Source organism: Massilia aquatica (genome assembly GCF_011682045.1).
GTDB lineage: Bacteria > Pseudomonadota > Gammaproteobacteria > Burkholderiales > Burkholderiaceae_D > Telluria_A > Telluria_A aquatica.
The window spans coordinates 132,026-158,966 of the sequence record NZ_VVIW01000016.1 but is presented as its reverse complement, the minus strand read 5'-3'; the positions used below and the strand labels follow the sequence as shown (position 1 = coordinate 158,966).

Below are 26,941 nucleotides of genomic sequence, written 5' to 3'. Positions count from 1 at the left end.
AAAGCTGGCTTCATTTGTATCGTCGGGAAGAATATCGTGTGCGCGCATGTGCGTCTCCGGAAGGGTAAAAACGCAGGATAAGCAAAGCGGCCTGTCCGCTGTACACTGTATCGGCCAACATTTTGCTCGAATCCGCCATGTCCGACCTGACCCTCGATCCCGCCCGCATCAATACCTCGGAAGGACCGGTCGTGATCGTCGCCGCGGGCAGCGAGGAGCGCGAGCGCTCTTCTACCGGCCACCGGCACGCGCGCGGCCAGCTGATGGGATCGATGCGCGGTTTGTTGTCGGTGGGCGTGGAAGACGGCCAGTGGATCGTGCCGGCGATTCATGCGGTCTGGCTGCCGCCGCACCATTTTCATGCGGTGCGCTCGCACGGGCCGTTTTCGGGCTGGAGCGTGTATGTGGCCGAACCGGCATGCGCCGACCTGCCGCAGCGACCCTGCACGCTGCGTACCTCAGGCCTGCTGCGCGAAGCGGTGCTGCGCGCGGCCACCTGGGGGCTCGATCCGCTCGACGCGCAGCGCGAGCGTGTGGCGCAACTGATCCTCGACGAGATCCGGTACGCGCCGCCGGCGCCGTTCGGACTGCCGCTGCCGCGCGATCCGCGTTTGCAACGCGTGGCGCGTGCCTTGATCGACGATCCGGCCGACCAGCGCGACCTGGAAAGCTGGGCGCGTGCGGCCGCCATGAGTTCGCGCACGCTCACGCGCCGCTTCAGCGCCGAAACCGGGTTTGGCTTCGTCGCCTGGCGCCAGCGCGCACGCCTGATGCGGGCGCTCGAAATGCTCGCCGCCGACAAGCCGGTGACCATGGTGGCGATGGACCTGGGCTATGCCAGCGCGAGCGCCTTCATCAAGCTGTTCGCGCGCGAGTTCGGCGCCACGCCGGCGGCCTACCGGCGCGCGCTGCCGGCGAGTTAAGGTGGTTCAGCGCTGGCTGCGGCGCCAGGCCTGCGGCCCCATCCCGATCAGCATCTGGAAGGCGCGCGAAAAATGCGACTGGTCGCAAAAGCCATGCGCGTGCGCGATGTGCGTGAGCGGCTCGTCGCCGGCCAGCATGGCCTCGCAGGCCGCCGCCACGCGCCGGCGCAGCACGTACACGCGGGCCGGCACGCCGACCGCGTTCTTGAAGGCGCGCGAAAAATGGCTGACGCTCAGTCCCACCGTGGCCGCCAGATGGGTGGTGCGCAGGGTGGCGCACAGGTTGGCGTCGATATGCGCGGTCAGCTGGCGCACCTGCCAGGCGGCGAGGGCGCCCTTGCCGTCATCCGTGGACGGCAGCGGCGGCGCCTGGCGGCAGTAGCGCGCCGGCGCGGCCTTCGGCAGAGGGGAAATCAGGGTCGCTTGCATGGTTCGCTCCAGGGTGGCTGACGATCTTGCGTCAGCGACGATGATGCGTGAAGCCAGCTTGCGCGAACAGGGCCGCCCGGGTGACTGCCTACCCCCCCAAAAGTGTTGGTGCTAGCCCGAAGCAAATGTCTTTCGTCCAGGCCAGCGAACGCCCGTTGGCCTCCTACAAGCCGATAAACCCGCGTTCGATCGCAATCGTCACCGCGTGCGTGCGGTTGTTCGCCCCCAGCTTGTCCATGATATTGCGCAGGTGCCCCTTGACCGTATCTTCCGACAGCGTCAGCTCGCCCGCCACCTGCTTGTTGCTGTGTCCCCGCGCGATCAGTTGCAGCACCTGCACCTCGCGCGGGGTCAGGCGTTCCTGGCCCAGATGGTTGGCCAGTTCGGCCGCGATCTCCGCCGGAAAATAGCGCTTGCCGGCCGCCAGCGCGCGGATCGCCTCGGTCAGTTCCTTGCGCAGGGCGCTCTTGAGCAGGTAGGCCTGCGCGCCCGAGCGGATCGCTTGCAGCGCGCGCGCGTCGCCCCGGTAGGTGGTCAGCACCGCGATGCGCGCCTGCGCGAATTCGGCGCGGATCGCCTGGATCGCTTCGATCCCGTTCATGTCCGGCATCTGGATGTCGATCAAGGCCACATCGGGTTGGAGCGCGCGGTACTGCGCCACCGCCTCGCGCCCGTCGCCCGCTTCGCCGGCCAGGCACATGTCGGGCTGGCTGGCGATGACGGCGGCGATCCCTTCGCGCATCATCGGATGGTCGTCGCACACCAGCACCCGGATGGGTGGCGTTTCAGGATTCATTGTTCTCCCCTTTTATCGTTTTTGGTGCGCAGCCATGCGAACAGGCGGCGCGGCGCGCGCCGGTAGGCCAGCTGCGCCCTGATGCCGAGCCGGATTTCGCTGCCGCGCGCCGGGTCGCTGTCGATCACCAGTTGCGCGCCGATGCGCGCCACCCGTTCGTGCATGCCGCGCAAGCCCCAGTGGTCCGGGCGTCCCTGCGGCGTCCTGTAGCTGGCGTCGATGCCCAGTCCATCGTCGCCGACCGTCATGCGGAACAGGCGCGCGCCGTAATCGATATCGACCGCTACGTGCAGCGCATGCGCGTGGCGGAAGGCGTTGACGATCGCCTCGTGCCCGACCTGGTACACCTCGTCGCGCACCAGCGGGCGTAATTGCGCCGGCGTGCCGCGCACGGTCAGCGCAAAGCGCGCGCCGCCTTTTTGTTCGAGTTCGGTCCCCAGCTTGTGCAAGGCGTCGTGCAGTTCGCTCAGGTCGACCGCGCCGATGCGCAGGTCGCGCACCCGGTCGCGCCCTTCGATCAGCACCTGGTCGGCGCGGTCGAGCGCTTCTTCCAGGCTGTGGCGCGCCGGGCTGCCGGCCGGGATGGTGTAGACGATCGCCTGGAAGCGTAAAATCAATCCATGCACGCCTTGCAGCAAGGTGTCGTGCAGGTCGCGCGCGATGCGTTCGCGTTCGCTGTGGCGCTCCTCGATGCGTTCGCACAGGCGCGCGCTAGCGCGCCGCATATTGAACCGGTACAGCATCCACAAGGCGCCGAAGCCGAGCGCGCCTGCCAGCAGCAAGAACAGCGGCTGGCGGTACAGCGCCGGCGCAATGCGGAATTCGAACACGGCTTCGCGCGTGCTGGGCAGCCCATCCTGGTTGTGCGCCACCACGCGGAAGCGGTATGTGCCCGCACCGAGGCCGGTGTAGACGGCCTGGCGCTGGCGTCCCGCATCCTGCCAGCCCGCGTCGTAACCATCGAGCCGGTAGCGGAAGTTCAGGCGCTCGGGCGCGGACAGGCTCAGGGCCGTGTAGTCGATCGCGATGCGCTGGGTGCCGGCGGCCAGGGTGGTGGGCGCGCCGCTGGCCGCATGCACGCCGTCCACATGGACCGACTCGATCAGCACCCTGGGCCCGGCCTGTACAGGGTGGGGCCGGTCCGGATCGATCCAGGCCACGCCGCTGCTGGTCGAGAACCACAGCCGCCCGTCGCGGCTGCGTACCGCCGTCGGCAGCGGCAGTACCTGGTACGGGTCGTTGGCCAGCCCGCCCATCAAGTCGTACGAGCGGTAGCCGATGCGGTAGCTCGCATCGGCATACGCGCGCGCCATTTCGGCGGCGGTCAGCTGGAAGATGCCCGAGCGCGAATGCACCCACAGGTCGTCGCCGCGCCCATCCCTGGCCGGCACCACGATGATGGCGTAGATGTTGGCGAACAGGCCATTGTCGGGCAAGCGCAATGCCTGGTAGCGCTGGCCGTCGATGTAGCCGATGCCGCGCTGGCCGCCGACCCAGGTGCGCTGGCCGTGATGGGTGATGGCGGTGACGTGGCCGAGGGTCATGCCGTCCGCCTCGCCCCAGCGCTTTTCACTGGCTTTTTCACCATCGCCGTCGCGGGTGACCAGCAGGTTGTCGCGGTAGCCGAACCACAGGCGCCCGCTGGCGTCGGCCGAGGCGGACACCGGCATGCGCTGGTTGGCCGAGGGCGAGGGCGGCGGCGTGGCGATCCACACGCCGTCGTGCAGGCGGAACAGGCCAAGCCGGTTGAACGAGACCCACAGGTCGCCACCGGCGTCGCGCGCCATCGCCCGTACCGACGATTCGGCCAGCGCGGCCGGCGGCAGGCCGGCAAATTTTTCAAGGCGCGCACCGCGCGAGCGCCAGATGCCGGACGGGCCGCCCATCCAGATGGCGCCATCAAGATCGCGCATGGCGCACGACACCGGCGCCGGCATGTCCAGCACGTCCATGGCGCCATCCATCAGGCGCATGGCGGGCCGGTTGCTGGGACCGGCCCACAGGCTGCCGTCGTTGCCGGCGGCCAGCGCGAAGTTGAGCGAGCCGGCCGGAAAACCGGCGGGCATGAGTGCGCGCTCGCGGAAGCGGTCCAGGCCCCCGTTGCTGCCGACCCAGAGGTTGCCTTCGGCGTCTTCGAGCATCTTCCAGATGAAGTCCGAACTCAAGCCATCGCGCGCCGAAAAGGTGGTGCGCGTGTTGACGGCGTTAATGCTGGCCGGGTTGGCGACGTACTGCACGCCGCTGCCGGTGGTGCTGATCCACAGGCTGCCGCTGCGGTCGAACAGCAGGCCGATGGCCGGCGTCTCGATGGTAAGTGATCCGGTGCTCAGGTGGCCATCGAGCAGCAGCACGCGATGGATCTTGCCGCTGTAGCGCTCCGCGAGCCAGATGGCGCCGTCGCGCGCCTGCGCGATCTGGCCGGCCCAGTCCACCGCCAGGCCGCTGTCGACGAAACGGCGTTCGCCCCTGGGCAGATACAGGAGGCGGTTTTCGTTGGCGGCCCACAGCGTGCCGCCGCCGTCGACGAACACCGCGCGGGCTTTTTTACCGGGGAAGCCCCAGCCGGAGCCGATCCGTTCCCAGTGTGTGCCGTCGTACCGCGCCAAGCCGTCGTCGGCGGCGACCCAGATCGCCCTGGCGCTGTCGCGCGCGAGGCTGTAGATGGCGCCTTCGGGCAGGTTGGGACCGGGCAGGTGTTCGCGCATGCCGCCCGGGCCGATCACGCGCACGCCGCCGAAGCGCAGGCCGACCCACAGTTCGTCGTCCACCGCCAGCAGCGAGGCGACGATATTGAGTGTGTTCAGGCCGGGCGCTTCGTAGCGCACGAAACGCACGCCGTCGAAGCGGAACAGCGATTCATTGGTGCCGAGCCACAGGTAGCCGTCGCGCGTCTGGGCCATGGCGCCGACCTGGCTCGGGCCGCCGTCGGCCGCAACCCAGCGCCGGTGCTCCAGATGGTCGAGCGAGCGCACCTGCGCCTGCGCGGCGGCGCCCAGGGCGCTCGCCAGCACCAGGGCGGCCAGGCGGAACATGGGGTGCGATGTCATACGGTGTTGGTCCTGTGCGCCGGGCGGGCAGCTCGGCGAGTCGCTGTTCATGGCGCGCGATGATACCACCGGCGCCATCGGCTCAAGCTGGCGCGCGCGGGCGCAGCCAGAGCAGGGCGACGATCACGTGTACGGCGGAGCCGGCCGGCGCGTACCACAGCGCGAGCGGGATCGCCAGCGCGTACAGCAGCATCGACGCCAGGTTCTTGCGCTCCATCCAGCTCGGGCGCGCCGGGCCGCTGTGCATGGCGCCGCGCCGGCGCAGCACTTCGTCGAGCACCACGAAGCCGATGGAGCACATCAGCAGCACCACGCCGTACATGGCTACCGGGACCGAATCGAACGGGTGCTCGCCGGCCCACGCGGTCACGAACGGGATCAGCGAAATCCAGAACAGCAGGTGCAGGTTGGCCCACATGGCCACGCCGTCGACCTTGTGCACCTTGTCGAACAGGTAGTGGTGGTTAATCCAGTAGATGCCCACGTAGATAAAACTGAGCAGGTAGCGCAGCATCACCGGCAGCACCGGCGCCAGGTCGTGCGGCGCCGGTCCGTGCGGGGTTTTCAGCTCCAGCACCATGATGGTGATGATGATGGCGATGACGCCATCGCTGAACGCTTCCAGGCGCACCTTGTTCATGCGCCTCCCTCGCCTGGCTGCGGCTCGGGCAGCGCCATTTCGGCGCACAAAATGGCGATCGGGACGATCAGGGCGATGAAGCCGAAGGCCATGAAGGCAAAGGCGGCGGCGATGGCGCCGATGGCAAAAGCGAGCAGGGGCCAGAAGAATTTGCCGCAGCGCGCGCTGGTGGCGGCGTCGCCGGCGCCGCGCAGCACGTCGATGCTGTCGATGACAACCTGGGTCACGTTCCCGGTCATCATCGAGGTGGGCGCCAGTTGGGCCAGCAGCAGGCGGCTGCTGGCGCTGTGCGCGCCCATGGCGGCGGTGCCCAGGAGGCCCGCCGCCATGGCCAGGGCAGAGGCGGTGTCGCCGATGGGCGCGGCGGCCATCCCGGCCAGCATGAAGCCGGCCAGCAGGACCACTTGCAGCAGCAGGGCCAGTTTCAGGGCCGGCCACTGGCGCTTGTCGCAGGCCAGAATCAGCAGGCGCGCCATGGCGATGCCCGCGATGAAGGCGGGGAAGGCCAGGAACTTGAGCAGGATCGAGGCCTTGGAGGCATCGGCCAGCGCAACCCCGATCAGCACGAAGTTACCGGTGACATGGGCGGTGAACAATCCGAACAGGGCGACGAAGCCCAGGGTGTCCACATAGCCCGCCAGGAAGCCCATGTCGATGCTGCGGAGGCGGTTGCGCTGGTCGGGGGTCACGATTTGGCGAAGGCGAGAATGTCGGCGTTGACCTGGTCCTTGTGGGTGTCGGTCAGTCCGTGCGGGGCGCCAGGGTAGATAATCAACTTGGCGTGCTTGACGATGGCGGCCGAGGCCTTGCCGGCGGCGTCGATTGGCACGATCTGGTCGTCGGCGCCGTGGATGACCAGGGTCGGCTTGTCGAATTTTTTCAGGTCGGCGCGGAAGTCGGTTTCGGAGAACGCCTTGATTGAGTCGTAGGTGTTCTTGTGGCCGGCCATCATGCCCTGCATCCACCAGGCGTTGATCAGGCCTTGCGAGGCTTTGGCGCCCGGGCGGTTGAAGCCGTAGAACGGACCGGAGGCCAGGTCGAGGTAGAACTGCGAGCGGTCCTTGACCGAGGCTGCGCGGATGCCGTCGAAGACCTCGATCGGCAGGCCGCCCGGGTTGTCGGCGGTTTTGAGCATCAGCGGCGGCACGGCGGAGATGAGGCCGAGTTTGGCGACGCGCCTGGTGCCGTGGCGGCCGACGTAGCGGGCCACTTCGCCGCCACCGGTCGAAAAGCCGATCAGGATGGCGTTCTTCAGGTCCAGCGCCTCGATGACCTGGGCCAGGTCGTCGGCGTAGTGGTCCATGTCGTTGCCGGTCCAGGGCTGGCTGGAACGGCCGTGGCCGCGGCGGTCGTGGGCGATGACGCGGAAACCGTTGTTCGCAAGGTGGAACATCTGCGATTCCCAGCTGTCGCTGTTCAAGGGCCAGCCGTGGCAGAACACGACCGGCTGGCCGCTGCCCCAGTCCTTGTAATACAGTTCGACGCCGTCTTTGGTGGTGATGGTGCTGGCGCTGCGCTTGATGGCGGCGGCGGGCGCGGCCTGGGCGCCGGTGGTGATGGCGGCCAGCGGAATGGCGGCGGCCAGCGAAGCGCCGGCGGTGATGGCTGCGCGGCGCGACAGGGTTTTCGGGTTCTCGTTGGTGGACATGATGGCTTTCTTGTTGTCGTTAGCGCCGCCGCTTTGCGCGCGCGGGAGCGGCGGCGATGATGGAATTACCTGGCAGGCACCGGCGCCAGCACTTCGTGCTCGCCGGTGGCGCGTTCAGCGGCCTTGTGCACCATGGTGTAGGCGTAGTCGACGCCCATGCCGTACGCGCCCGAGTGCTCCTTCACGATCGCCATCACGGCGTCGTAGGTTTCGCGGTGCGCCCAGTCGCGCTGCCACTCCAGCATGACCTGCTGCCAGGTCACCGGCACCACGCCGGCCTGGATCATGCGCTGCATGGCGTAGTCGTGCGCTTCCTTCGAGGTGCCGCCGGATGCATCGGCCACCATGTAGATTTCGTAGTCGCCTTCTGCCATGGCGCACAGCGCGAAGCTGTTGTTGCACACTTCCGTCCACAGGCCGGCCACGATGACCTTTTTACGGCCGTTGGCTTTCAATGCATCGCGTACCTTCTGGTCGTCCCACGAATTCATCGAGCTGCGCTCGAGGATTTTCTGGCCGGGGAACACGTCCAGCAGTTCCGGGTAGGTGTGGCCCGAAAACGCCTGGGTTTCGACGGTGGTGATCACGGTCGGGATGTTGAAGGCCCTGGCGGCCTTGGCCAGCGCCACCGTGTTGTTCTTGAGGACCTGGCGGTCGATCGACTGCACGCCGAAGGCCATCTGCGGCTGGTGGTCGATGAAGATCAGTTGCGAGTTTTGCGGGGTCAGGACGTCGAGTTTCGGATTCATGTAATGCACTCCTTGGGTTGAAAAATGGGGCCGGTCAGAACGCGAAGCAGCTGCAGCCGAGCGCGCCCCAGAAGCCGGTGTGGCTGGTGACGGGAATAGCCGACTTGCGGGCGATGCCATGCGAATGGCCATGCACGCCGCACGATCCGGCACACAAATGCGGCAGCGCGCTGCGGGTGTTGGCGGCGGGCCGGTAATGGCCGCCGTAGGCGTTCACGGGCGACCAGTCGGGCAGCACCGGAATGGCGGGCGGCGCCAGCGGGGCAAAGTCGCCCGCGCCGTACACCACGTTGCCGCCGACGACCGTGAGCACCGATTCGAGCGTCTTGATGTCATCTTCCGCCACGCTGAAAAAGTCGCCCGACAGGACCGCCAGGTCGGCCAGCTGGCCGGCCTTGATGCGGCCCTTCTGGTGCTGCTCGCTCGAGAACCAGGCGCTGCCCGAGGTCCACAGTTCGAGCGCGGTGGCGCGCGGCATCTGCTGGTCGGCCCCGTACAGGCGCAAGCCGCCGACGGTGCGCCCGGACACCAGCCAGTACAGCGCGGTCCACGGGTTGTAGCTGGCCACGCGGGTGGCGTCGGTGCCGGCGCCGACCGGCACGCCGGCTTCCAGCATGCGGGCGATCGGCGGGGTGTGGCGGGCCGCTTCGGCGCCATAGCGCTCGACGAAATATTCGCCCTGGAAGGCCATGCGGTGCTGGATGGCGATACCGCCGCCGAGCGCGCGCACGCGGTCGATATTGCGCGGGGTGATGGTTTCTGCGTGGTCGAACATCCAGCGCAGGCCGTCGAAGGGAATGTCGCGGTTGACTTTTTCGAACACGTCGAGCATGCGCGAGATCGATTCGTCGTAGGTGGCGTGCAGGCGGAACGGCCAGCGCTGTTCGACCAGGTGGCGCACGACTTTTTCGAGTTCGTCTTCCATGCCGGCCGCCAGTTCCGGACGCGGTTCGAGGAAGTCTTCGAAGTCGGCAGCCGAGAACACCAGCATTTCGCCGGCGCCGTTGTGGCGGTAGTAGTCGCTGCCGTCGCCCGGCTTGATCAATCTGGTCCAGGCCTGGAAGTCCTGCAGTTCGGCGCCCTTGTTCTGGGTGAACAGGTTGTAGGCGATGCGCACGGTGAGCTGCTTGTCGCGCGCGAGCTGGTCGACGATGGCGTAATCGTCGGGGAAATTCTGGAAGCCGCCGCCGGCGTCGATCACGCTGGTCACGCCCAGGCGATTGAGTTCGCGCATGAACTGGCGGGTGGAGTTGACCTGGTGTTCGAGCGGCAGCGCAGGCCCTTTGGCCAGGGTGGCGTACAGGATCATCGCGTTGGGACGGGCGATCAGCATGCCGGTCGGGTTGCCGGCGGCGTCGCGCACGATCTCGCCGCCGGGCGGGTTGGGCGTGTCGCGGGTGTAGCCGACCGCCCGCAGCGCGGCGCCGTTGAGCAGGGCGCGGTCGTACAGGTGCAGCACGAAGACCGGCGTGTCGGGGGCGGCGGCGTTAAGTTCTTCGATGGTCGGCATGCGCTTTTCGGCGAACTGGAATTCGGACCAGCCGCCCACCACGCGCACCCATTGCGGCGACGGCGTGCGTTCGGCCTGTTCGCGCAGCATGCGCATGGCGTCGGCCAGCGAGGGTACGCCTTCCCAGCGCAGCTCCAGGTTGTAGTTCAAGCCACCGCGGATGAGGTGCATGTGCGAGTCGTTCAGGCCCGGAATGACCGTGCGCCCGGCCAGGTCGATGACCTGGGTAGAGGGGCCGCGGTGGCGCATGACGTCTTCGACGTCGCCCACTTCGAGAAAGCGCTCGTCGGCGATGGCGACCGCGTCGGCGATCGGGTTGGCACGGTCGGTGGTATGGAAACGGCCGTTGATGAGGATCAGGGAGGCGCTCATGCATTTTCCTTGTCGTTGGCCGGGGCTTGCAGGCCGGTGATTTTTGGGGCGCATTCGGTTTTGAACCAGGTGATGCTTAAAGGTTCGCCGGCGATGACGCGCTTGGCGATGGGGACCATCTGTTCACCGATCAGCATTCCAAGCAGGCCCAACAGTGCGATGGCTGGCGGCGCGGGCGAGCGCACGTTGATCAGCGCGTAGATGATCCCTACCAGCACGCCGGCTCCGATCGACATCAGATACATTGCTTACTCCTTCATATTCGCAGGGCCGGATGGTGGGCCTGTCATATCGAGTATGGAATGCGGGACGCGGGCGGGATAGAATCAGGATGCTGTTTTTGCCACGCCGTTCGAACCGCCACTACACGTCGTTCCCGCCTGCGCGGGAACGACGGGGTGGGGGCGGGGGGCGGCTACCTATCTTCTCCAAGGTCCCATGAAAAAACTTATCCTTCCCGTCTTCCTGCTGCTGGCCGGCGCCGCTCACGCCGCCGGGCAACCCGCCAATGTGGCGCAACTGAAGCAGATGGCCAAGCGCTATGCGCCGGTTGACCTGCGCGCCGACACGGCGGCCCTGTCCAAGGGCGACAAAGCCGCCATCGTCAAACTGATCGAGGCGGCCAAGATCATCGACACCCTGCAGCTGCGCCAGCGCTGGGCGCACAACGAAGCCCTGTGGAGCGCGCTCAAAAAGGATAAAAGCGCCCTCGGCAAGGCGCGGCTGGATTATTTTTGGCTGAACAAGGGTCCATGGTCGATTCTCGACGGTAATAATTCGTTCATGCCTGCCACGTACGCGGGCATGACGATCCCGTCCAAGAAACCGGAAGGCGCCAATTTTTATCCCGAAGGCGCGAGCAAAGCCTCGCTGGAAGCGTGGATGAACGCGCTCGCACCAAAAGACAAGGAACAGGCGCAGTGGTTCTTCACCACCATTCGCCATGGCGCCGAGGGCAAGTTCAAGACGGTGACCTATGCCGAGGAATACAAGGCCGAGCTGGAACAACTGGCCAAACTGCTGCGCGAAGCGGCGGCGTCCACCGACAACGCCTCGCTGAAGAAATTCCTGACCCTGCGCGCCGATGCGTTCTTGTCGAACGATTACCTGGCGTCCGACTTTGCGTGGATGGACCTCGATTCGCCGGTCGACATCACCATCGGCCCGTACGAAACGTATAACGATGAATTGTTCGGCTACAAGGCGGCCTTCGAAGCGTATGTAAATATCCGTGACGAGAAAGAAACCCGCAAGCTCGATTTCTTCAGTAAACACATGCAGGAACTGGAAGACAATCTCCCGCTCGACAAGCAGTACCGCAATCCCAAAGTCGGTGCGCTCGCGCCCATGGTGGTGGTGAACCAGGTGTATGGCGCGGGCGACGGCAATATGGGCGTGCAGACTGCCGCCTACAACCTGCCGAACGACGAGCGCATCATCAGTCAACGCGGTTCCAAGCGCGTGATGCTGAAAAATATCCAGGAAGCGAAGTTCAAGTCGACGCTCACGCCGATCACCAGGCTGGTACTGCGTCCGGACGCGCAAAAAGACCTCGATTTCGATTCCTTCTTCACGCATATCCTGGCGCACGAGATCACGCACGGGCTGGGACCGCACGCGACCGTGCAGGACGGCAAGCCATCGACCCCGCGCCAGGATTTGAAAGACGCGTATTCGACCATCGAGGAAGCCAAGGCCGACATGGCCGGCCTGTGGGCGCTGGCGTACATGATGGACAAGGGGCAGTTGAAAGACACGCTGGGACAAGGCGAGCTGGCCGAGCGCAAGCTGTATAACACCTTCCTGGCGTCGGCATTTCGCACCTTGCATTTCGGGCTGACCGATTCGCACGCGCGCGGCATGGCGATTCAGCTCAATTACCTGCTCGACAAGGGCGGCTTCGTGTCGCACGGCGATGGCACGTTTTCGGTGGATTTTAAGAAGATCAAGCAGGCGGTGATCGACTTGAATCGCGAGTTTCTGACCATTGAGGCGACCGGCGATTATGCGCGCGCCAAGGACATGATGGCCAAGTACGTGGTGATCCGGCCGGACGTGCAGAAAGCGCTCGACAAGATGAAAGCGGTGCCGAACGATATTCGTCCGGCGTTTACCACGGCGGCGAGCCTGCTTGCGCGATAAATGATGAACAGATCAGTTTATCCAATGGCTAATTGGACTTACGAGTTGGTGCCGTTTGAATCGCCCTGGAGCGGCGACCAGGCAGCCGATTTCATGCAATTGCTGGGTAAACTCGATCCGTGCATTGCCTTATTGAGCGAGAGAGAATTGTTCATCCCGTCGCAAATCCGCTGTCTGAACTGGCACGCTAGAGAGACGGGGAGCCGGCATCATGAGGAATATGTCGATGTCGCGTACAAGCCGGGAGCACGCTTCGATCAGTTGGTCATGGAGGAAGTCAGGCGCCAGCAGCATCTGCGGAACGATATATTTCCTTCGATCATCAATATCAACGGGTTGACACGATTGATCGGCGACAAGGGAAAATTATCTACCCACGAACGATTGCTCAGTATCGACGTCCATTTCCGTTTCAGGAAATTTGAGATATTTCCGCATAGCGACGCATGGCTGCCCTTTTCTTTTGACGCGAGAACGCCGACCGAGGCGTACGAGATCAACATCGCCAGGCTGGAAACAGCGATCAGGGACCTTGAACGGTTTTGCAAGCGCGAATACACTGACTATCACTGCCGCTACTGTTTGATGGAGGGAGGCCGGCTCGACAATTACAGGGTCGAGGGCCTGCCGGTCGGCGTCGATCCGGAACTCTGGTGGGACGGCCGTTAGCATCGGGATTGTTCAATTCACCCGTGCATGAATGAAACGCCAATCATGGCGTTGTGTCCAGACAGGAAAACCACGCATTCGCGGGGTTTTCCTTGTTTTAGCGCTGATTAAAGCGAACATCCGCTCGGATTTGAAGAAGCGCGAGTGTGCGCACCCGCGCCCGTGCTAGAGTTTATAAGTGTTGCCACATGGCACTTATATAACTTTCGCGAGCGAGACATGAATACTTCTGGAATGAGCATCGGACGCCGCCTGGCGGTGGGCTTTGGCGGCGTGTTTTTGCTGATCGTGCTGCTGTCGGCGATGGCGATTACGCGCGTGGGCAGCATTGAAGCGAGCCTGAATCAGATCAACAAGGTCAATAACGTCAAGCAGCGCTACGCGATCAATTTCCGTGGCAGCGTGCACGACCGCGCCATCGCGCTGCGCGATGTGGTGCTGGCGGCCGACGCCGCGGCCGCCCGGCCGCACCTGGACCTGATCAAGCAACTGGCCGACAACTATGCGCGCTCGGCCGCGCCGCTCGACGCGCTGGTCGAGAACCCGAATGCGACCGCCGAGGAAAAATCCGCGCTGGCCGGCATCAAGGACAGCGAAAACAAAACCATGCCGCTGATCGCCAACGTGATCGCGCTGCGCCTGGCCGACAAGCTGCCCGAGGCCAACGAGTTGCTGGCCAAGCAGGCGGCTCCGGCTTTTGTGGGCTGGCTGGCCAGCATCAACCGCCTGATCGACCTGGAAGAAAAGATGACCGGCGTGCAGGCCGACAACGCCTCGCACCTGGCCAGTTCCTTCCTGCTGTGGATGACGCTGCTGTGCGCGATTGCGGTGGCGGTCGGTTCGGTGGCGGCCTGGTATATCAGCCGCGGCCTGCTGCGCCAGCTTGGCGGCCAGCCCGATTACGCGGCCAATGTGGTGAGCAGCATTGCCGCCGGCAACCTGGCGGTCCAGATCGACACTGTGCACGGCGACAACAGCAGCCTGCTGTTCGCCATGAAAGGCATGCGCGACAGCCTGGTGGCCATCGTGGCCCAGGTACGGGCCGGCACGGCCACGATCACCACCGCTTCGTCCGAAATTGCGGCCGGCAACCTGGATTTGTCGGCCCGTACCGAAAGCCAGGCCGGCACCCTGGAAGAAACCGCGTCCGCGATGGAAGAGCTGACCAGCACTGTGCGCCAGAATGCCGACAATGCGCGCCAGGCCAATGTGCTGGCGCTGTCGGCCTCCGAGGTGGCGGTCAAGGGCGGCGCGGTGGTCTCGCAGGTGGTCGATACGATGGCCTCGATCAACGAGTCGTCGAAAAAGATCGTCGACATCATCGGCGTGATCGACAGCATTGCTTTCCAGACGAATATTTTGGCCCTGAACGCGGCGGTGGAAGCGGCCCGGGCGGGCGAGCAGGGCCGTGGTTTCGCGGTGGTGGCGTCGGAAGTGCGCAACCTGGCCCAGCGTTCGGCGGCGGCGGCGCAAGAGATCAAGACCCTGATCGGCAATTCGGTCGAGCGGGTCGACGCCGGTGCGCGTCTGGTGGACCAGGCCGGCAGCACGATGCAGGAGATCGTTTCCAGCGTGAAACGGGTCACCGATATCATGGCCGAAATCAGCCTGGCCAGCCAGGAACAGACGACCGGTATCGAACAGGTGAACCAGGCGATCGGCCAGATGGACCAGGCAACCCAGCAGAACGCCGCGCTGGTCGAGCAGGCGGCAGCGGCGGCTTCCTCGCTCAATGACGAGGCGGCCTCGCTGACCGAAGTGGTGGGCGTGTTCGTGCTGGCCGAAGGCAGCGTGCGCGCCACGCCGCCGGCACGGGTGAAAACCCCGGTGACGGCCAAACCGGCAGCCAAGGGCAGGGCGCTGGCGCGCACCCCGGCAGCGCCGCAACGCAAGATTGCCACGGAGAAAACTGTTGCTGACGAGTGGGAAACGTTCTGATTGTTTGCGCTAGCGCTAGCTTGACATAGCGCCATGTTGAGAATTTTCCACAAGGAAAGATATTTTCCCCAAAGCGTTCCAGAGGTCTATATTATTGCTCTTAGGCACTTATAGACCTCTTGAGGAAACGCCATGTTCAAGCAACTTTTGACCGTCCTGCTCGCTGGTATCACCCTGATTCCCGCTGCCGCCACCGCTGGCGCAGCCCTGACCGAGCTGGAAACGCGCTGGCTCAACGCCGCCGCTCCCGTGTTGGCGTATTCGCAACGTATTAACTTGCCAATTGATATCACCGTGCAACCAAAAGCCCGTCCCGGCGATGTGCCGCTGGCGATGGGCTTTGTCGACGGCCGCTGCAAGCTGGTGCTGTCGATGCGCGGCAACCCCGATGCCGAAAACATTCTTAAGACCGTGCCGGAAGCCGAGCGCGCGCTGCTGATCGAAACCATGGCGGCGCACGAGATCGGTCATTGCTGGCGTTATGTGCAGGGCGTGTGGCATGCCCTGCCGGCCGGCTTCGTCGAAACCGGCGACGAGCAGGCCCAGGACGGCACCTTGCTGGCCGAATCGAAAGCCATGCGCGAGATGCGGCGCGAAGAAGGCTTTGCCGACCTGGTCGCGCTGTCGTGGGTGCAGCGCCAGCATCCGGCCGAGTACGGCCGCGTGTACGCCTGGCTGTCGACCCTGCGCGACGCGGTGCCGGTCGAGCGCAGCGGCCACGATACCCGCACCTGGGTAAGGCTGGCGAAAAACGCCGACGGCTTCGGCCGTGGCGCCACCCCGTTCGATGACGCCGTGACCCTGTGGCAAGCCGGGTTGCTCAACGATGAATAAGCTGGCGCTTGCCGTGCTGATGGCGCTGGCCGCTTCCACGGCCGCGGCCGCTCCCGCCACCGAAGCCCAGTGGATCGCCGCCGCCACCGAAGCGGTCGCCTACGGCCGGGCGCAGGGCATGCCGATCGACCTGGACATCGTCGACGGCAACGGTTTGCCGGGCCACACGCCGGTCGGGCTGGCCAGCGAGAATGGCCGCTGCACCCTGATCGTTTCGGCCAGCAATAATCCAACCGCCGACAAGCTCAGTTCGATGATCGCGCCCGAGCTGCTCGACACGTTTCTGGCCGGCGCGGCGATGCATGAAGTCGGCCACTGCCACCGCCGCCTGAACGGCTTTCCCCACAACGAAAAACTGTTGCCTGTGGTGGCCTGGATCGGGCCCGTGCGCGACTGGTTCGCGCGCCGCGTCCGCACCGAGGAAGCCTACGCCGACATGACCGCCGTGGCCTGGATCGCGCGCTACCACCCTGAACGCTACACGGCGCTGGTCAACGAAATGCTGCGCGTGCGCACCCGTTTTCGCGAGCCCAAGCACGACACCGTCGCCCTGCTCGAGCGCGCCATTGCCGAAGGGCCACAAGATGCCAACGAGAATCTGTTTGCCCAGGCCGATGAGCGATTGAACAGATATCGATAGTCCTTTTAGGTCCGTATGTACGTTGTCGCACAGATGTTGCTGGTGCCAAGCCGATGAGGGATTAAACAGATATCGATAGTCCTTTTATGCCCGTATGTACGTTGTCGCACAGATGTTGCTGGTGCCCAAGCCGATGAGGGATTAAACAGATATCGATAGTCCTTTTATGCCCGTATGTACGTTGTCGCACAGATGTTGTGCATGGTTAGGATGTTAAATCCGTCTACCAACAACCATACATTTAAAGGGACCTCATCATGAAACCTATCGTCGCCACATTGCTTGCCACCGCCCTCAGCGCCGCTTTCGCCAGCGCCTATGCCGCCGAGGCCAAGCCCGATACCGCGACTTACCGCACGATGACGCAAAAGGCCGACGCCGACTACAAGCTCGCCGCTGCGCAGTGCAAGGACATGAGCGGTAACGCCCGCAAAGTGTGCACCGAAGAAGCCAAAGTCGTGCGCGCGCGCGCCGACCTGGCCGCCCTGACCGATTACAACAACACCGTCAAAGGTCGCACCAAGGCCCGCACCGACCTGGCCAATGCCGATTACTCGCTGGCCAAGGTCAAATGCGCCGACGCGGCCGGCGCCGAAAAAGACAGCTGCATGAGCAATGCGCGCGCGGTCCATACCGCTGCGCTGGCCGACGTCAAGGCGGACCGCAATATCCAGGTCGCCAGCGCCGGCACCACCGATACCATGAGCCCGGTCACCCGCACCACCACCAGCGACGCCACCAAAGCGGCCGCCGTGGACAAATGCGCCCAGGTAGCGGGCAGCCCGAACACCGGCTGCCTGGTCGATAACAACAACCGCACCGCCACCACCGCCGGCGCCGTTGCCAACCGTACCGACATGGCTGCCGACACGGCCGGCCAGCGCACCGCCAACGCGGTCGAGAACGCCGCCGACAAAACCCGCGCCGCCGGCGCTGCCATCGCTGCCAAGACCGAACGCGCGATCGATACCATGGCCGACAAGACCGAGCGCGCCGCCGATACCATGGCGCCTAAGATGGACCGCGCCGCCGATAAAACCGGTGCTGTCGTGGCCGATTCCGTCATCACCACCAAGGTCAAGGCCGACATCTTCAAGGAGCCGGAACTGAAATCGATGGCGATCCACGTCGAAACCGAAAAAGGGGTGGTCATGCTGAGCGGCTTCGTCGATTCCAAGGCCGATGCCGAGAAAGCCGTGCGCCTGGCCAAGAGCGTCGATGGCGTGACCTCGGTCAAGAGCGCGATCAAGGTCAAGTAAACCGAGCTTGACACCGGGGCCGGACCCGCGCACAGCGGGCCCGGCCGGCGGAAACAGCGGCCCCGTGCGGTGCGACAATGCGATTGTGTTGCATTGCTGCACTGCGCGGGGCTTTGTTTCTGCAATCCATCGTGTCTGCCCCGCCCCACTGTATAATTTTCCTGTGAACAGACTAGAAGCCTTTGGATATATTGCCGCGCAAGCCGCACGCGGGGAGATTACCCTCCCCACCAGCGTGAACGCCGCCTTGCGCCTGCAACTCGCACTCGACAATCCCGACTGCCATATTGAAGACGCCATCAAGCTGGTGCTGGGCGAGCCGCAACTGGCCGCGCGCACCGTCGCGCTGGCCAACTCGGCCGCTTTCAACCGCAATGGCGACACCCCGATCACGAATGTGCGCGCCGCCGTCATGCGGGTGGGCTACCGCAGCTTGCAGACCCTGGTCGCCAGCCTGGTAGTGCGCCAGTTCGGCAGCCGCATCGTCGATCCGGTGCTGCGCGCCAAGGCCCAGCAGCTGTGGGAACATACCGCCCACGTGGCGGCGCTGGCCCAGGTGCTGGCGCGGCGGGTGACGTTTGTCAATCCCGACACCGCCATGTTCGCCGCCATCGTGCACGAGGTGGGCGGCTTTTACCTGCTCTCGCGCGCCGATGAATTTCCGGGCCTGCTCGATGACGATCCCGAAAAATGGGCGGAGTTGTGCGAGGAAGTCGTCAGCCGCGAAGTGCTGAAAAAGCTGGCGATTCCCGACACCGTCACCCAGGCCATCCTGGCCCTGCGCGATGGCTGGCTCACCATGCCGCCGAGCACCCTGCTCGACACCCTGTTGCTGGCCAATCAGTTCGCGCCCGTGCGTTCGCCGCTGGGCGTGGCCGACGAGCCGTTGCCGGAGCACGCCGATTCGGTGCTCGACTTCGTCATCGACAACGATACCCTGCAATCGATCCTGGACGAGTCGGCCGACGAAGTCAAATCGATGAGCGCGGCACTGCTCGTTTAAACCGCTTCTTCTTCAAATCCACGGAACCAAAGCGCGCGCGCAGCTTCTAACCCCAGGCAAGGCGGGACACCCGTCCCTTGCCGGGGGGAGCGATGAAGCGCATTGCGCATGCTTGGTTGGCTGTTGCCGGTCCTGGACCGCTGGCCCTGCTGCGCGCGCTGATCGCGTGCGCCATCTTTCTCTTTCTCTTGCTGTGGACGCCGTCCACCGCCGCCCTGGCGCCGGTGACCGTGCTCACGGTCGATGGCGCCATCGGCCCGGCCAGCGCCGATTATCTCGCGCGCGGCATTGCCCGCGCCGCGCAAGACGGGCATCAGCTGGTCATCATCGAACTCGACACGCCAGGCGGGCTGGACACGTCGACGCGCGTGGTCGTCAAGGCCATCCTCGCGTCGCCGGTGCCGGTGGCGGTGTACGTGGCGCCATCGGGCGCGCGCGCGGCCAGCGCCGGCACCTTCATCCTGATGGCCGGCCACATCGCCGCCATGGCGCCCGGCACCAACGTGGGCGCGGCCACGCCGGTGCCACTGGGCCGGCCCGCTGACGGCGGCGCGCGCCCGCAAGATGCGCAGTCCGCCACGCCGATGGTCCGCAAGCAGGTCAACGACGCCGCCGCGTCCATCCGCGCGCTGGCCGAACTGCGCGGACGCAATGCCGACTGGGCCGAGCGCTCGGTGCGCGACGCGCTCAGCGTGCCGGCCGCCGCCGCGCTCGGGAGCCGCGTGATCGAGCATGTCGCCAGCGATGTGCCGGCGCTGCTCGGCCTGGTCGATGGCCGCCACATCAAACTGGACCGGCCGGACGCGGGAACGCGCACCCTGCACACGCGCGGGGCGCCGCTGCACGCCGCCCATCCCGACTGGCGCAACCGGCTGCTGGGCGTGATTTCCGAACCCTCGGTCGCGCTGATCCTGATGAGCATCGGCATCTACGGCCTGCTGTTCGAATTCATGAGTCCCGGTGCGGTCGCGCCCGGCGTGGTGGGCGCCCTCTGCCTGCTGCTGGGGCTGTACGGCCTGCACCTGCTGCCACTCAACTACGCCGGGCTTGGGCTGATCCTGCTGGGTCTGGCATTCATGGCGGGAGAAGCCTTCCTGCCCAGCTTCGGCGTGCTCGGGCTGGGCGGTATTGCCGCTTTCGTGGCCGGCGCCCTGATCCTGGTCGACACCGACCTGGCCGGCTACGGCGTGCCGGTCGCGCTGGTGGTGCCGCTGGCGATTGCCAGCGCGCTGCTGGTGGCGGGCATGGGCGCGGTGGCGCTCGGCACGCGGCGGCGCGCGCTGGCGGGCGGGCCGAACGCGCTGGTCGGCAGCCTTGCCGAAGTCATTGGCGCCAGCGGGGGCGACACCTGGGCCAACGTCAACGGCGAAACCTGGCGCGTGGACAGCGGCGTTGCCCTGCGCCCCGGGCAGACGGTGCGCGTGCTGGGGCGCAAGGGGGCGCGGCTGGAGGTCGTCCCTGCCGACCATGGTCCTGTCGCCCATGCCAATCCCAACCATATCAACAAAGGAGAATAACGATGGACGATGGTCTCGGGTTAGGTATCCGCACGCTGGTGTTTTTCCTGCTGTTCCTGTTGCTGATGCTGCTGGCATTGTCGGTGCGCATCTTGCGCGAGTACGAGCGCGGCGTGGTGTTCCAGCTGGGGCGTTTCTGGGCGGTCAAGGGACCGGGGCTGATCCTGCTCATTCCCGTGCTGCAGCAAATGGTGCGGGTCGACCTGCGCACCATCGTGCTCGACGTGCCCAAGCAGGATGTGATCTCGCGCGACAATGTCTCGGTCAAGGTCAATGCCGTGCTGTACTTCCGCGTGATCGACCCGGAGCGCGCCATCATCCAGGTTGCCAACTTCATGGAAGCGACCAGCCAGCTGGCGCAGACCACCCTGCGCTCGGTGCTCGGCAAGCATGAGCTCGACGACATGCTGGCCGAGCGCGAGCGGCTCAACATCGATATCCAGCAGGTGCTCGACGCCCAGACCGACGCCTGGGGCATCAAGGTGGCCAATGTCGAAATCAAGCATGTCGACCTGGATGAATCGATGGTGCGCGCCATCGCCCGCCAGGCGGAAGCCGAACGCGAGCGGCGCGCCAAGGTCATCCATGCGGAAGGCGAATTGCAGGCGTCCGAAAAGCTGATGCAGGCGGCCAACGTGCTGGCGCGGCAGCAGGGCGCAATGCAGCTGCGCTACCTGCAAACCCTGGGCACCCTGGCCAGCGACAAGAGCACGACGATCGTGTTTCCACTGCCGCTGGAGATGCTGGGCGGGCTGCTCGAGCGGGCGCGCGACAGTCCGTCCGCCGGCTGAGACGCTGGCGCGCCAGGCGGCCAGTCAAGGCGTGCGCGGGCCGCTCAGTGCAGGCGCTGCCACGCCAGGCCGATCCACTCGTGGGTGGCGTAGTACGAGCGGAACATGCCGCTCCAGCCGGGCACGAACATCAGCGGCGACAGCGTGCTGCGCGAATAGAACATGGTCGGCGCCGGCACCACGTCCAGGCCGGCGGCGCGGAAGGCGCGCTCGGCGCGCGCCATGTGCATGGCGTGCGTGACCAGCAGCACGCGCCGTACCCCGGCGGCCTTGAGCATGGCGGCGCTGTACATGGCATTCTGGGTGGTGTCGGCCGAGCGCTCTTCGGTCCAGGCCACCGGCGTGCGGAAGTCCTCGCGCAGGGCGCGCGCCATGGTGACGGCCTTGGGCGGAATGCCTTTGTCCGGTTCGCCATTGCCGCCGCTCACCAGCAGCGGCAAATTGGTGGCGTGTTGCAGGTGCGCCGCGTAGCGCAGGCGCAGCAGGGCGATGTCGTCCGGAATGTCGGCGCCGCCGTACTCGGGCGCGGCATGCACGTTGCCGGCCGCCAGCACCACGATCGCCTGGGCGCCGCTGGCACGGGCGTCGGCCAGCGGCGCGGTCAGTTGTTCGAGCGGCCGCACCAGCAGCAGCGAGCCGGCGCTGGTCGAGAGCACCAGCAGGGCGGCCAGTCCCAGCCGGCTGACGGCGCGCCCGCTGCGCGGCCAGCGCCGCCGCAGGGCGTAGCCGGCCAGGATCAGCATGATCAGGCTCATCGGTGGCATGAGCAGCACGCGCACCACAATGTCGATCATCGCCGCCGCTTCCTCACAGCGAGGCCCAGGCCTGGCGCACGCCGAGCACATGCACGATGCCGATGCCCATGCAGATGGCCGAGCTCCAGCCCCAGAACACCAGGCTGCGGCCGGGCATCAGCAACATCATCGGTACAAAGGCCAGTCCGCGCGCCACATACACGGCGGTGATGGCGCACAGGATGGCGCGCATCCATGGCAGGCGCGGCAGCACGCCGGCGCCCGCCAGCGCATACGCGGCCCAGATCATCAGCACGGTGCTGATGGCGGCGGTGACCATGGCGGGATACCAGGAGCCGGACGCGGCCATGCGCGCCATCGGCTCGCCCGCGCCAAGGGCGCGGTACCAGTCGGGTCCGCCGGCGATGCAGGCAAGGTGCAGGGCGGACGCGGCGGCGCTGAGGCCGGCGGCGGCAAGGAGAAAGCAGGCGGACGGTTCGGTCATGGGTGCGGGCGGGGCAGGTTGTCGCGCAAGGCGAACAGTTAACGTCGCTGTGTGCGCCAGGAAATTGGCTTTCAGCGTAAAGTCATTATAAGATTAACAAAATGCATTGTGGAGCAGAACATGAAATGGGAAGGTAATCGCGAAAGCGACAACGTGGAAGATGTGCGCGGTTCGGGCGGGGGCGGCGGCGGGGGCGGTTTTGGCTTCGGCGGACGCTCGGTCGGGATCGGCTCGATCGTCATCGCGCTGGTAGGCGGCTGGATTTTCGGGGTCAATCCGATGACGATCCTGAACATCATGAGCGGCGGCGGTGGCGGGCAGGCGGTGCAGCAACAGCAGAGCCAGGCGCCGGGCGTCCCGGCCAACGACCGCGGCTCGAAGTTCGTGCGCGTGGTGCTGGCCGATACCGAAGATGTGTGGACGAAGTTGTTCCGTGAACAGGGCGGCACGTACCAGAAGCCGGCGCTGCAACTGTATTCGGGCCGTACCCAGACCGCCTGCGGGGCGGGCAGCAGCGCGACCGGGCCGTTCTATTGCCCGGCCGACCGCAAGGTGTATCTGGACATGAGCTTTTTCCAGCTGATGGAAGAGCGCTTCAAGGTCGAAGGCGAGTTTGCCCAGGCCTACGTGATTGCCCACGAAATCGGCCATCACGTGCAGCATTCCATGGGCCTGACCGACAAGGTCGACGAGGCGCGTCAGCGCGGCACCGAAAAACAGGCGAACGCGATGTCGGTGCGTCTGGAATTGCAGGCCGACTGTTTCGCCGGGGTATGGGCGTTCCACGCCAACCAGTCGCGCGCGATCCTGGAGCAGGGCGATGTCGATGCCGCACTCAAGGCCGCAACGGCGATCGGCGACGATGCCTTGCAGCGCCAGTCGCAAGGCCATGTGGTGCCCGATTCGTTTACCCACGGCAGCTCGGAACAGCGCGCGCGCTGGTTCAAGCGCGGCCTCGACAACGGCCAGGTAGCGCAGTGCGATACCTTCGCCGCGCGCCAGCTGTAAAACAGCTCAGGCGTTGCTGAGCGCTTCGGCGCCAGCCATCAGCGACTCGACCGCGCGCTCGAACACGGGCGCGTGTTCCACCGTGCGCAAGGTTTCATCCTGCATTGCCGCCAGCAGGGCGTCGCGGGTGAAGGTGGCGGGCGCGGCCTGCCCCTTGACCGAAAACAGATACAGGCTGCCGCGCGGGCTCACCGCATTCAGGCGCGCCGGCACGTAACGCCCGTCGAGGGCGATTTCGAAGCCGGCGCCCGGCAGCGCCATGCCCAGCCATTCTTGTTCGTCGGCGGCGCGCGCCGCACTCTTGCCCGGATCGGTGTACAGGTCGGCGCGGATGCCGCGCTGCGCCAGCGCCGCTTCGAGCTGCTCGTGGCCGATGCTGACCGCGTCACGGCCCGCTTCCGGCACCCCGTCGAAGGCGGCGAAGTGGGCGCGCAGCTGGGCCAGGGTGGCGGGACGCGCCGATGGCGGCTGGCGCTGTCCCAGCACATCCATGTGCACCATCACCAGCTGGTCGAGCGCGGCCTTGGCCGCTTCCTGGCCCATGCCGGCCGCAGCCAGCCCTTCGCGCACCCGTTTGACCATGCCAGGCAGCATGCCGACCATCACGGCGCGGTCTTCCAGGGTGGTTTTTTCCTGCGAACTCCAGATCAGATCGGCCAGCATGGCCTGGCCGGCGCTCGCCTCGCTGGCGGGATGGGCCAGCACCCGGCTCCAGATACCGGTAATGAAGTTGCCGATGCGCGGGTCGAGGTCGAGCGGGTCGAGCAGGGGCGCCAGCGCGGTCGTGGCATCGCTGTGGCGCGCACTGGCCGCTTCCAGCGTGCCGAGGGTGTCGATGCAGCGCGCCAGGCCCAGGTCGCTGCGCGGCAGCAATGCCGACACGAACTGGTCGAGCTGGCGCTGGGCGTCGGCAAATGCCGTCACGTCGGTGTCGAAGCGCTCCAGCACCTCGTCGAGCACCGTGTCGATCTGCTGTTCCAGCGCGGGATAGCACGCCATCTCGGGCGTGATGCCGGTCGCCACGGTGCCGATCCGGTCGAGCAGGCGGCGCGCCGGATGCTGGGCGTCGTGCAGCATCGATGGTTCCTGCATGGCGGCGCGCAGGAAGGGCACGTGCAGGCGGCCGAGCTGTCCGCGCACGCTCTCCGGCAATTGTTCGTCGTGCACGATGGATTCGAACAGCAGGCTGACCAGGTCGATCGTGACCCGCTCCGGCTCGCTGCTGGCGGCATCGGCCAGCCTGGCGCGCAGGTCGAGCGGGGCGGGCGCCTCGCGGCCGGCCCGCGCGCCGGCCTGGGCCGGACGTGCCTGCTGCAATTGTTTCAGTTGCGCTTCCAGGGCGCTGGGCCTGCCGCCGGCATCGCCCGCCATGGCCGGCGCGTGGGCGTGGCGCGGCGGGCGAGCCGCTTTCGGCTGGTTGAAAACGTTCCACACCATGTCCTGCAAGTCCGGCAGCGGCTGCTGGGACAGGGAACTGCCGTGCAGCGCCGGCGCCTGCCGTTGCTGCTGCATCAGGCGTTGCAATTGAGGAATCATGCGCGCTTGTTTTTGCTGGGCTGGCGGGGCGGACGGGTGTGCTGCCGGCGCAACAGCGCGCCCGTTGGCGGGACCGTGGGCGATCAGCTGTTCCGCCGCCTTTTGCCAGGCCAGCCGGTCGCGCTGGGCGCGCGTGAGCGCCGTTGGGCGGGCGGTCAATTTTGTGGAAATTCCACGCGATTCGAACACTTCTTCTATTGCAACGTAGTATCCTTGCAGGCAATGTACCATCGCCAGCGACAGGGTGTCGAACAGCACTTTCGACTGCACCTCGTCCGCGACGCACTGGCGCAGCGCTTCGTGCAGCGAGCGCGCCAGCAGGTAGGGACGGAAAGGGTTTTCGCGCTCGCGCACGTCGCCGTCGCCATGCAACTGCGCAATCATCAGGTTCAGGCGCCCGAGGCTGGGCTGGTCGGCGTCGCGCAGGCGCATCACCAGGCGATCGATTTCGATTTGCCGGGTGACCACATCGTCCTCGATCAGGGTCAGGTTCTCGGCGCTGATCTCGTCGATGCTGGCGCGGGTGTCCATGTACATGGTGTCCATGGCGCGCTCGAGGTAGCTGGCGAAGTGATGCTCCATGCGCTCTTGTAGCCGCGCGGCGTTCTGGCGCAGGACGTAGCGGGCGTTGGTCATCAGGTGCAGGTCGGCCGTGCCCTTGCCTTGCAGGGCTTTGTCGAGGGTGGCGCCGGCCCTGGCGATGGTGTCGGCCGCGAGGACGCTAAAACCCGACAGTGCGGGCTGTTTTGCAAGTTGGAACACTCTTTTTGGTATTTGCATGGCGTTTTTTGTGCTCAAATGGATGAGCGGATCCGGATGTCTGAAAGCCATGATAGCGCATAAAAGCAACAAAGTTGGCTTGAGTGCACTGTTCAGTTGCATTTATTTAATTAAGATGCTTAAGTTACAATGCTTGTTCGCGACCTCTGTCTATGCGTGTTGGCGAACCGACCACATGTAAGATCAACCTTAGTATCCCCAGAATGAAAATTTTCGCTGAACTCGATGATGCGGCCCTGAACAGAACTGTTCCGGCCAGTAACGATCCAATTGCCGTCGCTACCGCCCTGGCGGCCCCGGCACGCCCCTTGCGCGTGATCGGGCGCGGCGATACGCTGACCGCGCAAAAAGTCGAGGTCGGGATCATTTTGCAAGCCATGCTGGGGACGTGCGGCGCTGCGGAGTATCTGGCAGATAACTCGGTCCATATCAGCGTGTCCTTGCGCGTGCTCACCAAACCGGCCTTGCGGCGCGGCAATCACGACGAATTCGGAATTCCCACCGATCTCGAAGGATAAGAAGGCGTTGTTTTCCCGCCATCGGCGGTGCTTGGTCAGCGTCAAGCGCCAGCCTCACCACGGCAGGATGGCAAAGTGCTCGACAAGAAAATCCAGTAGCGCGCGCACCGACGGCGACAATTGCCGGCGCGACGGATAAATCGCATAAATCGTCAGGGCCGGCATGCGCCATTCAGGCAACACTTGCTGCAAGGCGCCGCTGGCTACCATCGGATTGACCAGGTAGGTCGGCAGCATGGCAATGCCGCCGCCGCCCAGCGCCGAGGCCAGCAGGGCGGTGGCGTCATTCGCGCTGAAAAAACTACGTACGTCGACCTGGGTCGATTCCCCATCGCGCGCGAAGCTCCAGACATTGCGCCCCACATTCGCATGGCTCAGGCAGCGGTGGCTTTCCAGTTCCCGCGGCGCGGCCGGCGTGCCGTGCGCGGCCAGATAGGCGGGCGACGCCACCAGCAGCGAGTCGCATTGCGCCAGCGGGCGCGCAATGAGCAGGGGCGACGGTTCGCTGCTGATGCGGATCGCCAGGTCGATGCGCGCTTCGACCAGGTTGAGCGCGCCTTCGTTCAGATGAAGGTCGATATGCAGGCGCGGATGGCGCTCCAGGAAGCGGGTGAGCGCCTGCGCCAGCTGCGCGTGTCCGAACGACATGCTGCACGTAACGCGCAACTGTCCGCGCAACTCGCCGCCGCTGGCGGTTTCTTCTTCCATATGCTCGCTTAGCGACAACATCTGCTGGCTGCGCCGCAAACAATTCTCGCCCGCATCGGTGAGCGTGACGCGCCGCGTCGTGCGTTGCAACAGGCGCGTGCCCAGCCATTTTTCCATTTCCGAGACGTAGCGCGTGACCATCGCCCGCGACATGTCGAGCTTGTCCGCGCTGGCGCTGAAGCTGCCGCTGGTCGCCACCTCGACGAAAACGCGCATTGCTGTGATTCGATCCATTTGTCCGATCC

At 65.6% G+C, this 26,941-nt stretch carries 25 protein-coding genes; 12 read left to right on the top strand and 13 right to left on the bottom strand.

All coding sequences use genetic code 11. The annotated features are described in order from the left end of the window. Positions 1 to 137 precede the first annotated feature (137 nt). Positions 138 to 923, top strand: coding sequence for an AraC family transcriptional regulator (locus F1609_RS23505; RefSeq protein WP_167079080.1), 786 nt, complete (start codon positions 138 to 140; stop codon positions 921 to 923). 6 nt (positions 924 to 929) lie between these two features. Here the strand turns inward: F1609_RS23505 and F1609_RS23500 are convergent, their stop codons facing one another. The 9 genes from F1609_RS23500 to F1609_RS23460 all read right to left on the bottom strand — a co-directional run bounded on the left by F1609_RS23500 (position 930) and on the right by F1609_RS23460 (position 10,359). After that, positions 930 to 1,352 (bottom strand): helix-turn-helix domain-containing protein, encoded by a 423-nt coding sequence (locus F1609_RS23500; RefSeq protein ID WP_167079079.1) that lies wholly within the window; start codon positions 1,350 to 1,352, stop codon positions 930 to 932. A 163-nt stretch (positions 1,353 to 1,515) separates the two neighbouring features. Continuing rightward, a complete protein-coding gene (locus F1609_RS23495; protein ID WP_167079078.1) occupies positions 1,516 to 2,148 on the bottom strand; it encodes a response regulator in 633 nt (210 codons plus the stop codon). Beyond that, positions 2,145 to 5,195, bottom strand: a complete 3,051-nt coding sequence (locus tag F1609_RS23490; protein ID WP_167079077.1) for a sensor histidine kinase — start codon at positions 5,193 to 5,195, stop codon at positions 2,145 to 2,147. The genes F1609_RS23495 and F1609_RS23490 overlap by 4 nt, the downstream gene beginning before the upstream one ends. An 82-nt stretch (positions 5,196 to 5,277) precedes the next feature. Beyond that, positions 5,278 to 5,835, bottom strand: coding sequence for a TMEM175 family protein (locus tag F1609_RS23485; protein ID WP_167079076.1), 558 nt, complete (start codon positions 5,833 to 5,835; stop codon positions 5,278 to 5,280). Then, complete coding sequence (locus F1609_RS23480; protein WP_167079075.1) at positions 5,832 to 6,524, bottom strand: YoaK family protein; 693 nt, start codon at positions 6,522 to 6,524, stop codon at positions 5,832 to 5,834. Before F1609_RS23480 ends, F1609_RS23485 begins: the two co-directional genes overlap by 4 nt. After that, positions 6,521 to 7,483: an alpha/beta fold hydrolase gene (locus tag F1609_RS23475; protein ID WP_167079074.1), complete on the bottom strand. Its 963-nt coding sequence runs from the start codon at positions 7,481 to 7,483 to the stop codon at positions 6,521 to 6,523. The genes F1609_RS23480 and F1609_RS23475 overlap by 4 nt, the downstream gene beginning before the upstream one ends. Before the next feature lie 65 nt (positions 7,484 to 7,548). Next, the gene (locus tag F1609_RS23470) at positions 7,549 to 8,232 is read right to left on the bottom strand and encodes a hydrolase (RefSeq protein WP_167079073.1); all 684 of its coding nucleotides are present in this window, start codon (positions 8,230 to 8,232) and stop codon (positions 7,549 to 7,551) included. A 34-nt stretch (positions 8,233 to 8,266) separates the two neighbouring features. Next, positions 8,267 to 10,114 (bottom strand): amidohydrolase, encoded by a 1,848-nt coding sequence (locus tag F1609_RS23465; RefSeq protein WP_167079072.1) that lies wholly within the window; start codon positions 10,112 to 10,114, stop codon positions 8,267 to 8,269. Continuing rightward, a complete protein-coding gene (locus F1609_RS23460; protein WP_167079071.1) occupies positions 10,111 to 10,359 on the bottom strand; it encodes a DUF1427 family protein in 249 nt (82 codons plus the stop codon). Before F1609_RS23460 ends, F1609_RS23465 begins: the two co-directional genes overlap by 4 nt. A 193-nt stretch (positions 10,360 to 10,552) precedes the next feature. Here F1609_RS23460 and F1609_RS23455 point away from each other — a divergent pair, with 193 nt between their 5' ends. The 9 genes from F1609_RS23455 (at position 10,553) to F1609_RS23415 (ending at position 20,907) form a co-directional block, all read left to right on the top strand. Further along, on the top strand, positions 10,553 to 12,256 hold the full coding sequence (locus F1609_RS23455; RefSeq protein ID WP_167079070.1) for a DUF8614 domain-containing protein: 1,704 nt from the start codon (positions 10,553 to 10,555) through the stop codon (positions 12,254 to 12,256). 24 nt (positions 12,257 to 12,280) lie between these two features. Next, on the top strand, positions 12,281 to 12,925 hold the full coding sequence (locus F1609_RS23450; RefSeq protein WP_167079069.1) for a hypothetical protein: 645 nt from the start codon (positions 12,281 to 12,283) through the stop codon (positions 12,923 to 12,925). Positions 12,926 to 13,144: 219 nt separating this feature from the next. Beyond that, on the top strand, positions 13,145 to 14,863 hold the full coding sequence (locus F1609_RS23445; protein WP_167079068.1) for a methyl-accepting chemotaxis protein: 1,719 nt from the start codon (positions 13,145 to 13,147) through the stop codon (positions 14,861 to 14,863). A 132-nt stretch (positions 14,864 to 14,995) separates the two neighbouring features. Next, positions 14,996 to 15,697, top strand: a complete 702-nt coding sequence (locus tag F1609_RS23440; protein WP_229422014.1) for a hypothetical protein — start codon at positions 14,996 to 14,998, stop codon at positions 15,695 to 15,697. Further along, positions 15,690 to 16,337: a hypothetical protein gene (locus F1609_RS23435; protein WP_167079067.1), complete on the top strand. Its 648-nt coding sequence runs from the start codon at positions 15,690 to 15,692 to the stop codon at positions 16,335 to 16,337. The genes F1609_RS23440 and F1609_RS23435 overlap by 8 nt, the downstream gene beginning before the upstream one ends. Before the next feature lie 257 nt (positions 16,338 to 16,594). After that, positions 16,595 to 17,596 (top strand): BON domain-containing protein, encoded by a 1,002-nt coding sequence (locus F1609_RS34755; RefSeq protein WP_167079066.1) that lies wholly within the window; start codon positions 16,595 to 16,597, stop codon positions 17,594 to 17,596. A 163-nt stretch (positions 17,597 to 17,759) separates the two neighbouring features. After that, positions 17,760 to 18,599 (top strand): HDOD domain-containing protein, encoded by an 840-nt coding sequence (locus F1609_RS23425; protein WP_167079065.1) that lies wholly within the window; start codon positions 17,760 to 17,762, stop codon positions 18,597 to 18,599. Between the two features lie 92 nt (positions 18,600 to 18,691). After that, positions 18,692 to 20,116 carry an NfeD family protein gene (locus tag F1609_RS23420; protein ID WP_167079064.1) on the top strand — a complete coding sequence of 475 codons (1,425 nt, stop codon included), beginning with the start codon at positions 18,692 to 18,694 and terminating at the stop codon, positions 20,114 to 20,116. 2 nt (positions 20,117 to 20,118) lie between these two features. Continuing rightward, positions 20,119 to 20,907 carry a slipin family protein gene (locus tag F1609_RS23415; protein WP_167079063.1) on the top strand — a complete coding sequence of 263 codons (789 nt, stop codon included), beginning with the start codon at positions 20,119 to 20,121 and terminating at the stop codon, positions 20,905 to 20,907. Positions 20,908 to 20,951: 44 nt separating this feature from the next. Here F1609_RS23415 and F1609_RS23410 read toward each other — a convergent pair whose 3' ends face one another. After that, positions 20,952 to 21,701: a YdcF family protein gene (locus tag F1609_RS23410; RefSeq protein WP_167079062.1), complete on the bottom strand. Its 750-nt coding sequence runs from the start codon at positions 21,699 to 21,701 to the stop codon at positions 20,952 to 20,954. Positions 21,702 to 21,714: 13 nt separating this feature from the next. Further along, positions 21,715 to 22,146 carry a hypothetical protein gene (locus F1609_RS23405; protein ID WP_167079061.1) on the bottom strand — a complete coding sequence of 144 codons (432 nt, stop codon included), beginning with the start codon at positions 22,144 to 22,146 and terminating at the stop codon, positions 21,715 to 21,717. Positions 22,147 to 22,266: 120 nt separating this feature from the next. Here F1609_RS23405 and ypfJ point away from each other — a divergent pair, with 120 nt between their 5' ends. Next, on the top strand, positions 22,267 to 23,154 hold the full coding sequence (gene ypfJ / locus F1609_RS23400) for a KPN_02809 family neutral zinc metallopeptidase (RefSeq protein WP_167079060.1): 888 nt from the start codon (positions 22,267 to 22,269) through the stop codon (positions 23,152 to 23,154). 6 nt (positions 23,155 to 23,160) lie between these two features. Here the strand turns inward: ypfJ and F1609_RS23395 are convergent, their stop codons facing one another. Then, positions 23,161 to 25,452 carry a DUF1631 family protein gene (locus F1609_RS23395; protein ID WP_167079059.1) on the bottom strand — a complete coding sequence of 764 codons (2,292 nt, stop codon included), beginning with the start codon at positions 25,450 to 25,452 and terminating at the stop codon, positions 23,161 to 23,163. A 221-nt stretch (positions 25,453 to 25,673) separates the two neighbouring features. Between F1609_RS23395 and F1609_RS23390 the strand changes: the two genes are divergently transcribed. Beyond that, positions 25,674 to 25,988, top strand: a complete 315-nt coding sequence (locus F1609_RS23390) for a hypothetical protein (protein WP_167079058.1) — start codon at positions 25,674 to 25,676, stop codon at positions 25,986 to 25,988. A gap of 54 nt (positions 25,989 to 26,042) precedes the next feature. Here the strand turns inward: F1609_RS23390 and F1609_RS23385 are convergent, their stop codons facing one another. After that, a complete protein-coding gene (locus F1609_RS23385) occupies positions 26,043 to 26,930 on the bottom strand; it encodes a LysR family transcriptional regulator (RefSeq protein WP_167079057.1) in 888 nt (295 codons plus the stop codon). Positions 26,931 to 26,941 lie beyond the last annotated feature (11 nt).

Bases quoted from the DNA above. Each gene is read 5' to 3' on its own strand.
- F1609_RS23440 (WP_229422014.1), top strand. From the start codon at position 14,996: ATGTTCAAGCAACTTTTGACCGTCCTGCTCGCTGGTATCACCCTGATT.
- F1609_RS23505 (WP_167079080.1), top strand. From the start codon at position 138: ATGTCCGACCTGACCCTCGATCCCGCCCGCATCAATACCTCGGAAGGA.
- F1609_RS23435 (WP_167079067.1), top strand. From the start codon at position 15,690: ATGAATAAGCTGGCGCTTGCCGTGCTGATGGCGCTGGCCGCTTCCACG.
- F1609_RS23405 (WP_167079061.1), bottom strand. From the start codon at position 22,146: ATGACCGAACCGTCCGCCTGCTTTCTCCTTGCCGCCGCCGGCCTCAGC.
- F1609_RS23385 (WP_167079057.1), bottom strand. From the start codon at position 26,930: ATGGATCGAATCACAGCAATGCGCGTTTTCGTCGAGGTGGCGACCAGC.
- F1609_RS23455 (WP_167079070.1), top strand. From the start codon at position 10,553: ATGAAAAAACTTATCCTTCCCGTCTTCCTGCTGCTGGCCGGCGCCGCT.
- ypfJ (WP_167079060.1), top strand. From the start codon at position 22,267: ATGAAATGGGAAGGTAATCGCGAAAGCGACAACGTGGAAGATGTGCGC.
- F1609_RS23445 (WP_167079068.1), top strand. From the start codon at position 13,145: ATGAATACTTCTGGAATGAGCATCGGACGCCGCCTGGCGGTGGGCTTT.
- F1609_RS23500 (WP_167079079.1), bottom strand. From the start codon at position 1,352: ATGCAAGCGACCCTGATTTCCCCTCTGCCGAAGGCCGCGCCGGCGCGC.
- F1609_RS23495 (WP_167079078.1), bottom strand. From the start codon at position 2,148: ATGAATCCTGAAACGCCACCCATCCGGGTGCTGGTGTGCGACGACCAT.
- F1609_RS23450 (WP_167079069.1), top strand. From the start codon at position 12,281: ATGGCTAATTGGACTTACGAGTTGGTGCCGTTTGAATCGCCCTGGAGC.
- F1609_RS23470 (WP_167079073.1), bottom strand. From the start codon at position 8,232: ATGAATCCGAAACTCGACGTCCTGACCCCGCAAAACTCGCAACTGATC.
- F1609_RS23475 (WP_167079074.1), bottom strand. From the start codon at position 7,483: ATGTCCACCAACGAGAACCCGAAAACCCTGTCGCGCCGCGCAGCCATC.
- F1609_RS23490 (WP_167079077.1), bottom strand. From the start codon at position 5,195: ATGACATCGCACCCCATGTTCCGCCTGGCCGCCCTGGTGCTGGCGAGC.
- F1609_RS23410 (WP_167079062.1), bottom strand. From the start codon at position 21,701: ATGATCGACATTGTGGTGCGCGTGCTGCTCATGCCACCGATGAGCCTG.
- F1609_RS23460 (WP_167079071.1), bottom strand. From the start codon at position 10,359: ATGTATCTGATGTCGATCGGAGCCGGCGTGCTGGTAGGGATCATCTAC.
- F1609_RS23420 (WP_167079064.1), top strand. From the start codon at position 18,692: ATGAAGCGCATTGCGCATGCTTGGTTGGCTGTTGCCGGTCCTGGACCG.
- F1609_RS34755 (WP_167079066.1), top strand. From the start codon at position 16,595: ATGAAACCTATCGTCGCCACATTGCTTGCCACCGCCCTCAGCGCCGCT.
- F1609_RS23415 (WP_167079063.1), top strand. From the start codon at position 20,119: ATGGACGATGGTCTCGGGTTAGGTATCCGCACGCTGGTGTTTTTCCTG.
- F1609_RS23465 (WP_167079072.1), bottom strand. From the start codon at position 10,114: ATGAGCGCCTCCCTGATCCTCATCAACGGCCGTTTCCATACCACCGAC.
- F1609_RS23390 (WP_167079058.1), top strand. From the start codon at position 25,674: ATGAAAATTTTCGCTGAACTCGATGATGCGGCCCTGAACAGAACTGTT.
- F1609_RS23485 (WP_167079076.1), bottom strand. From the start codon at position 5,835: ATGAACAAGGTGCGCCTGGAAGCGTTCAGCGATGGCGTCATCGCCATC.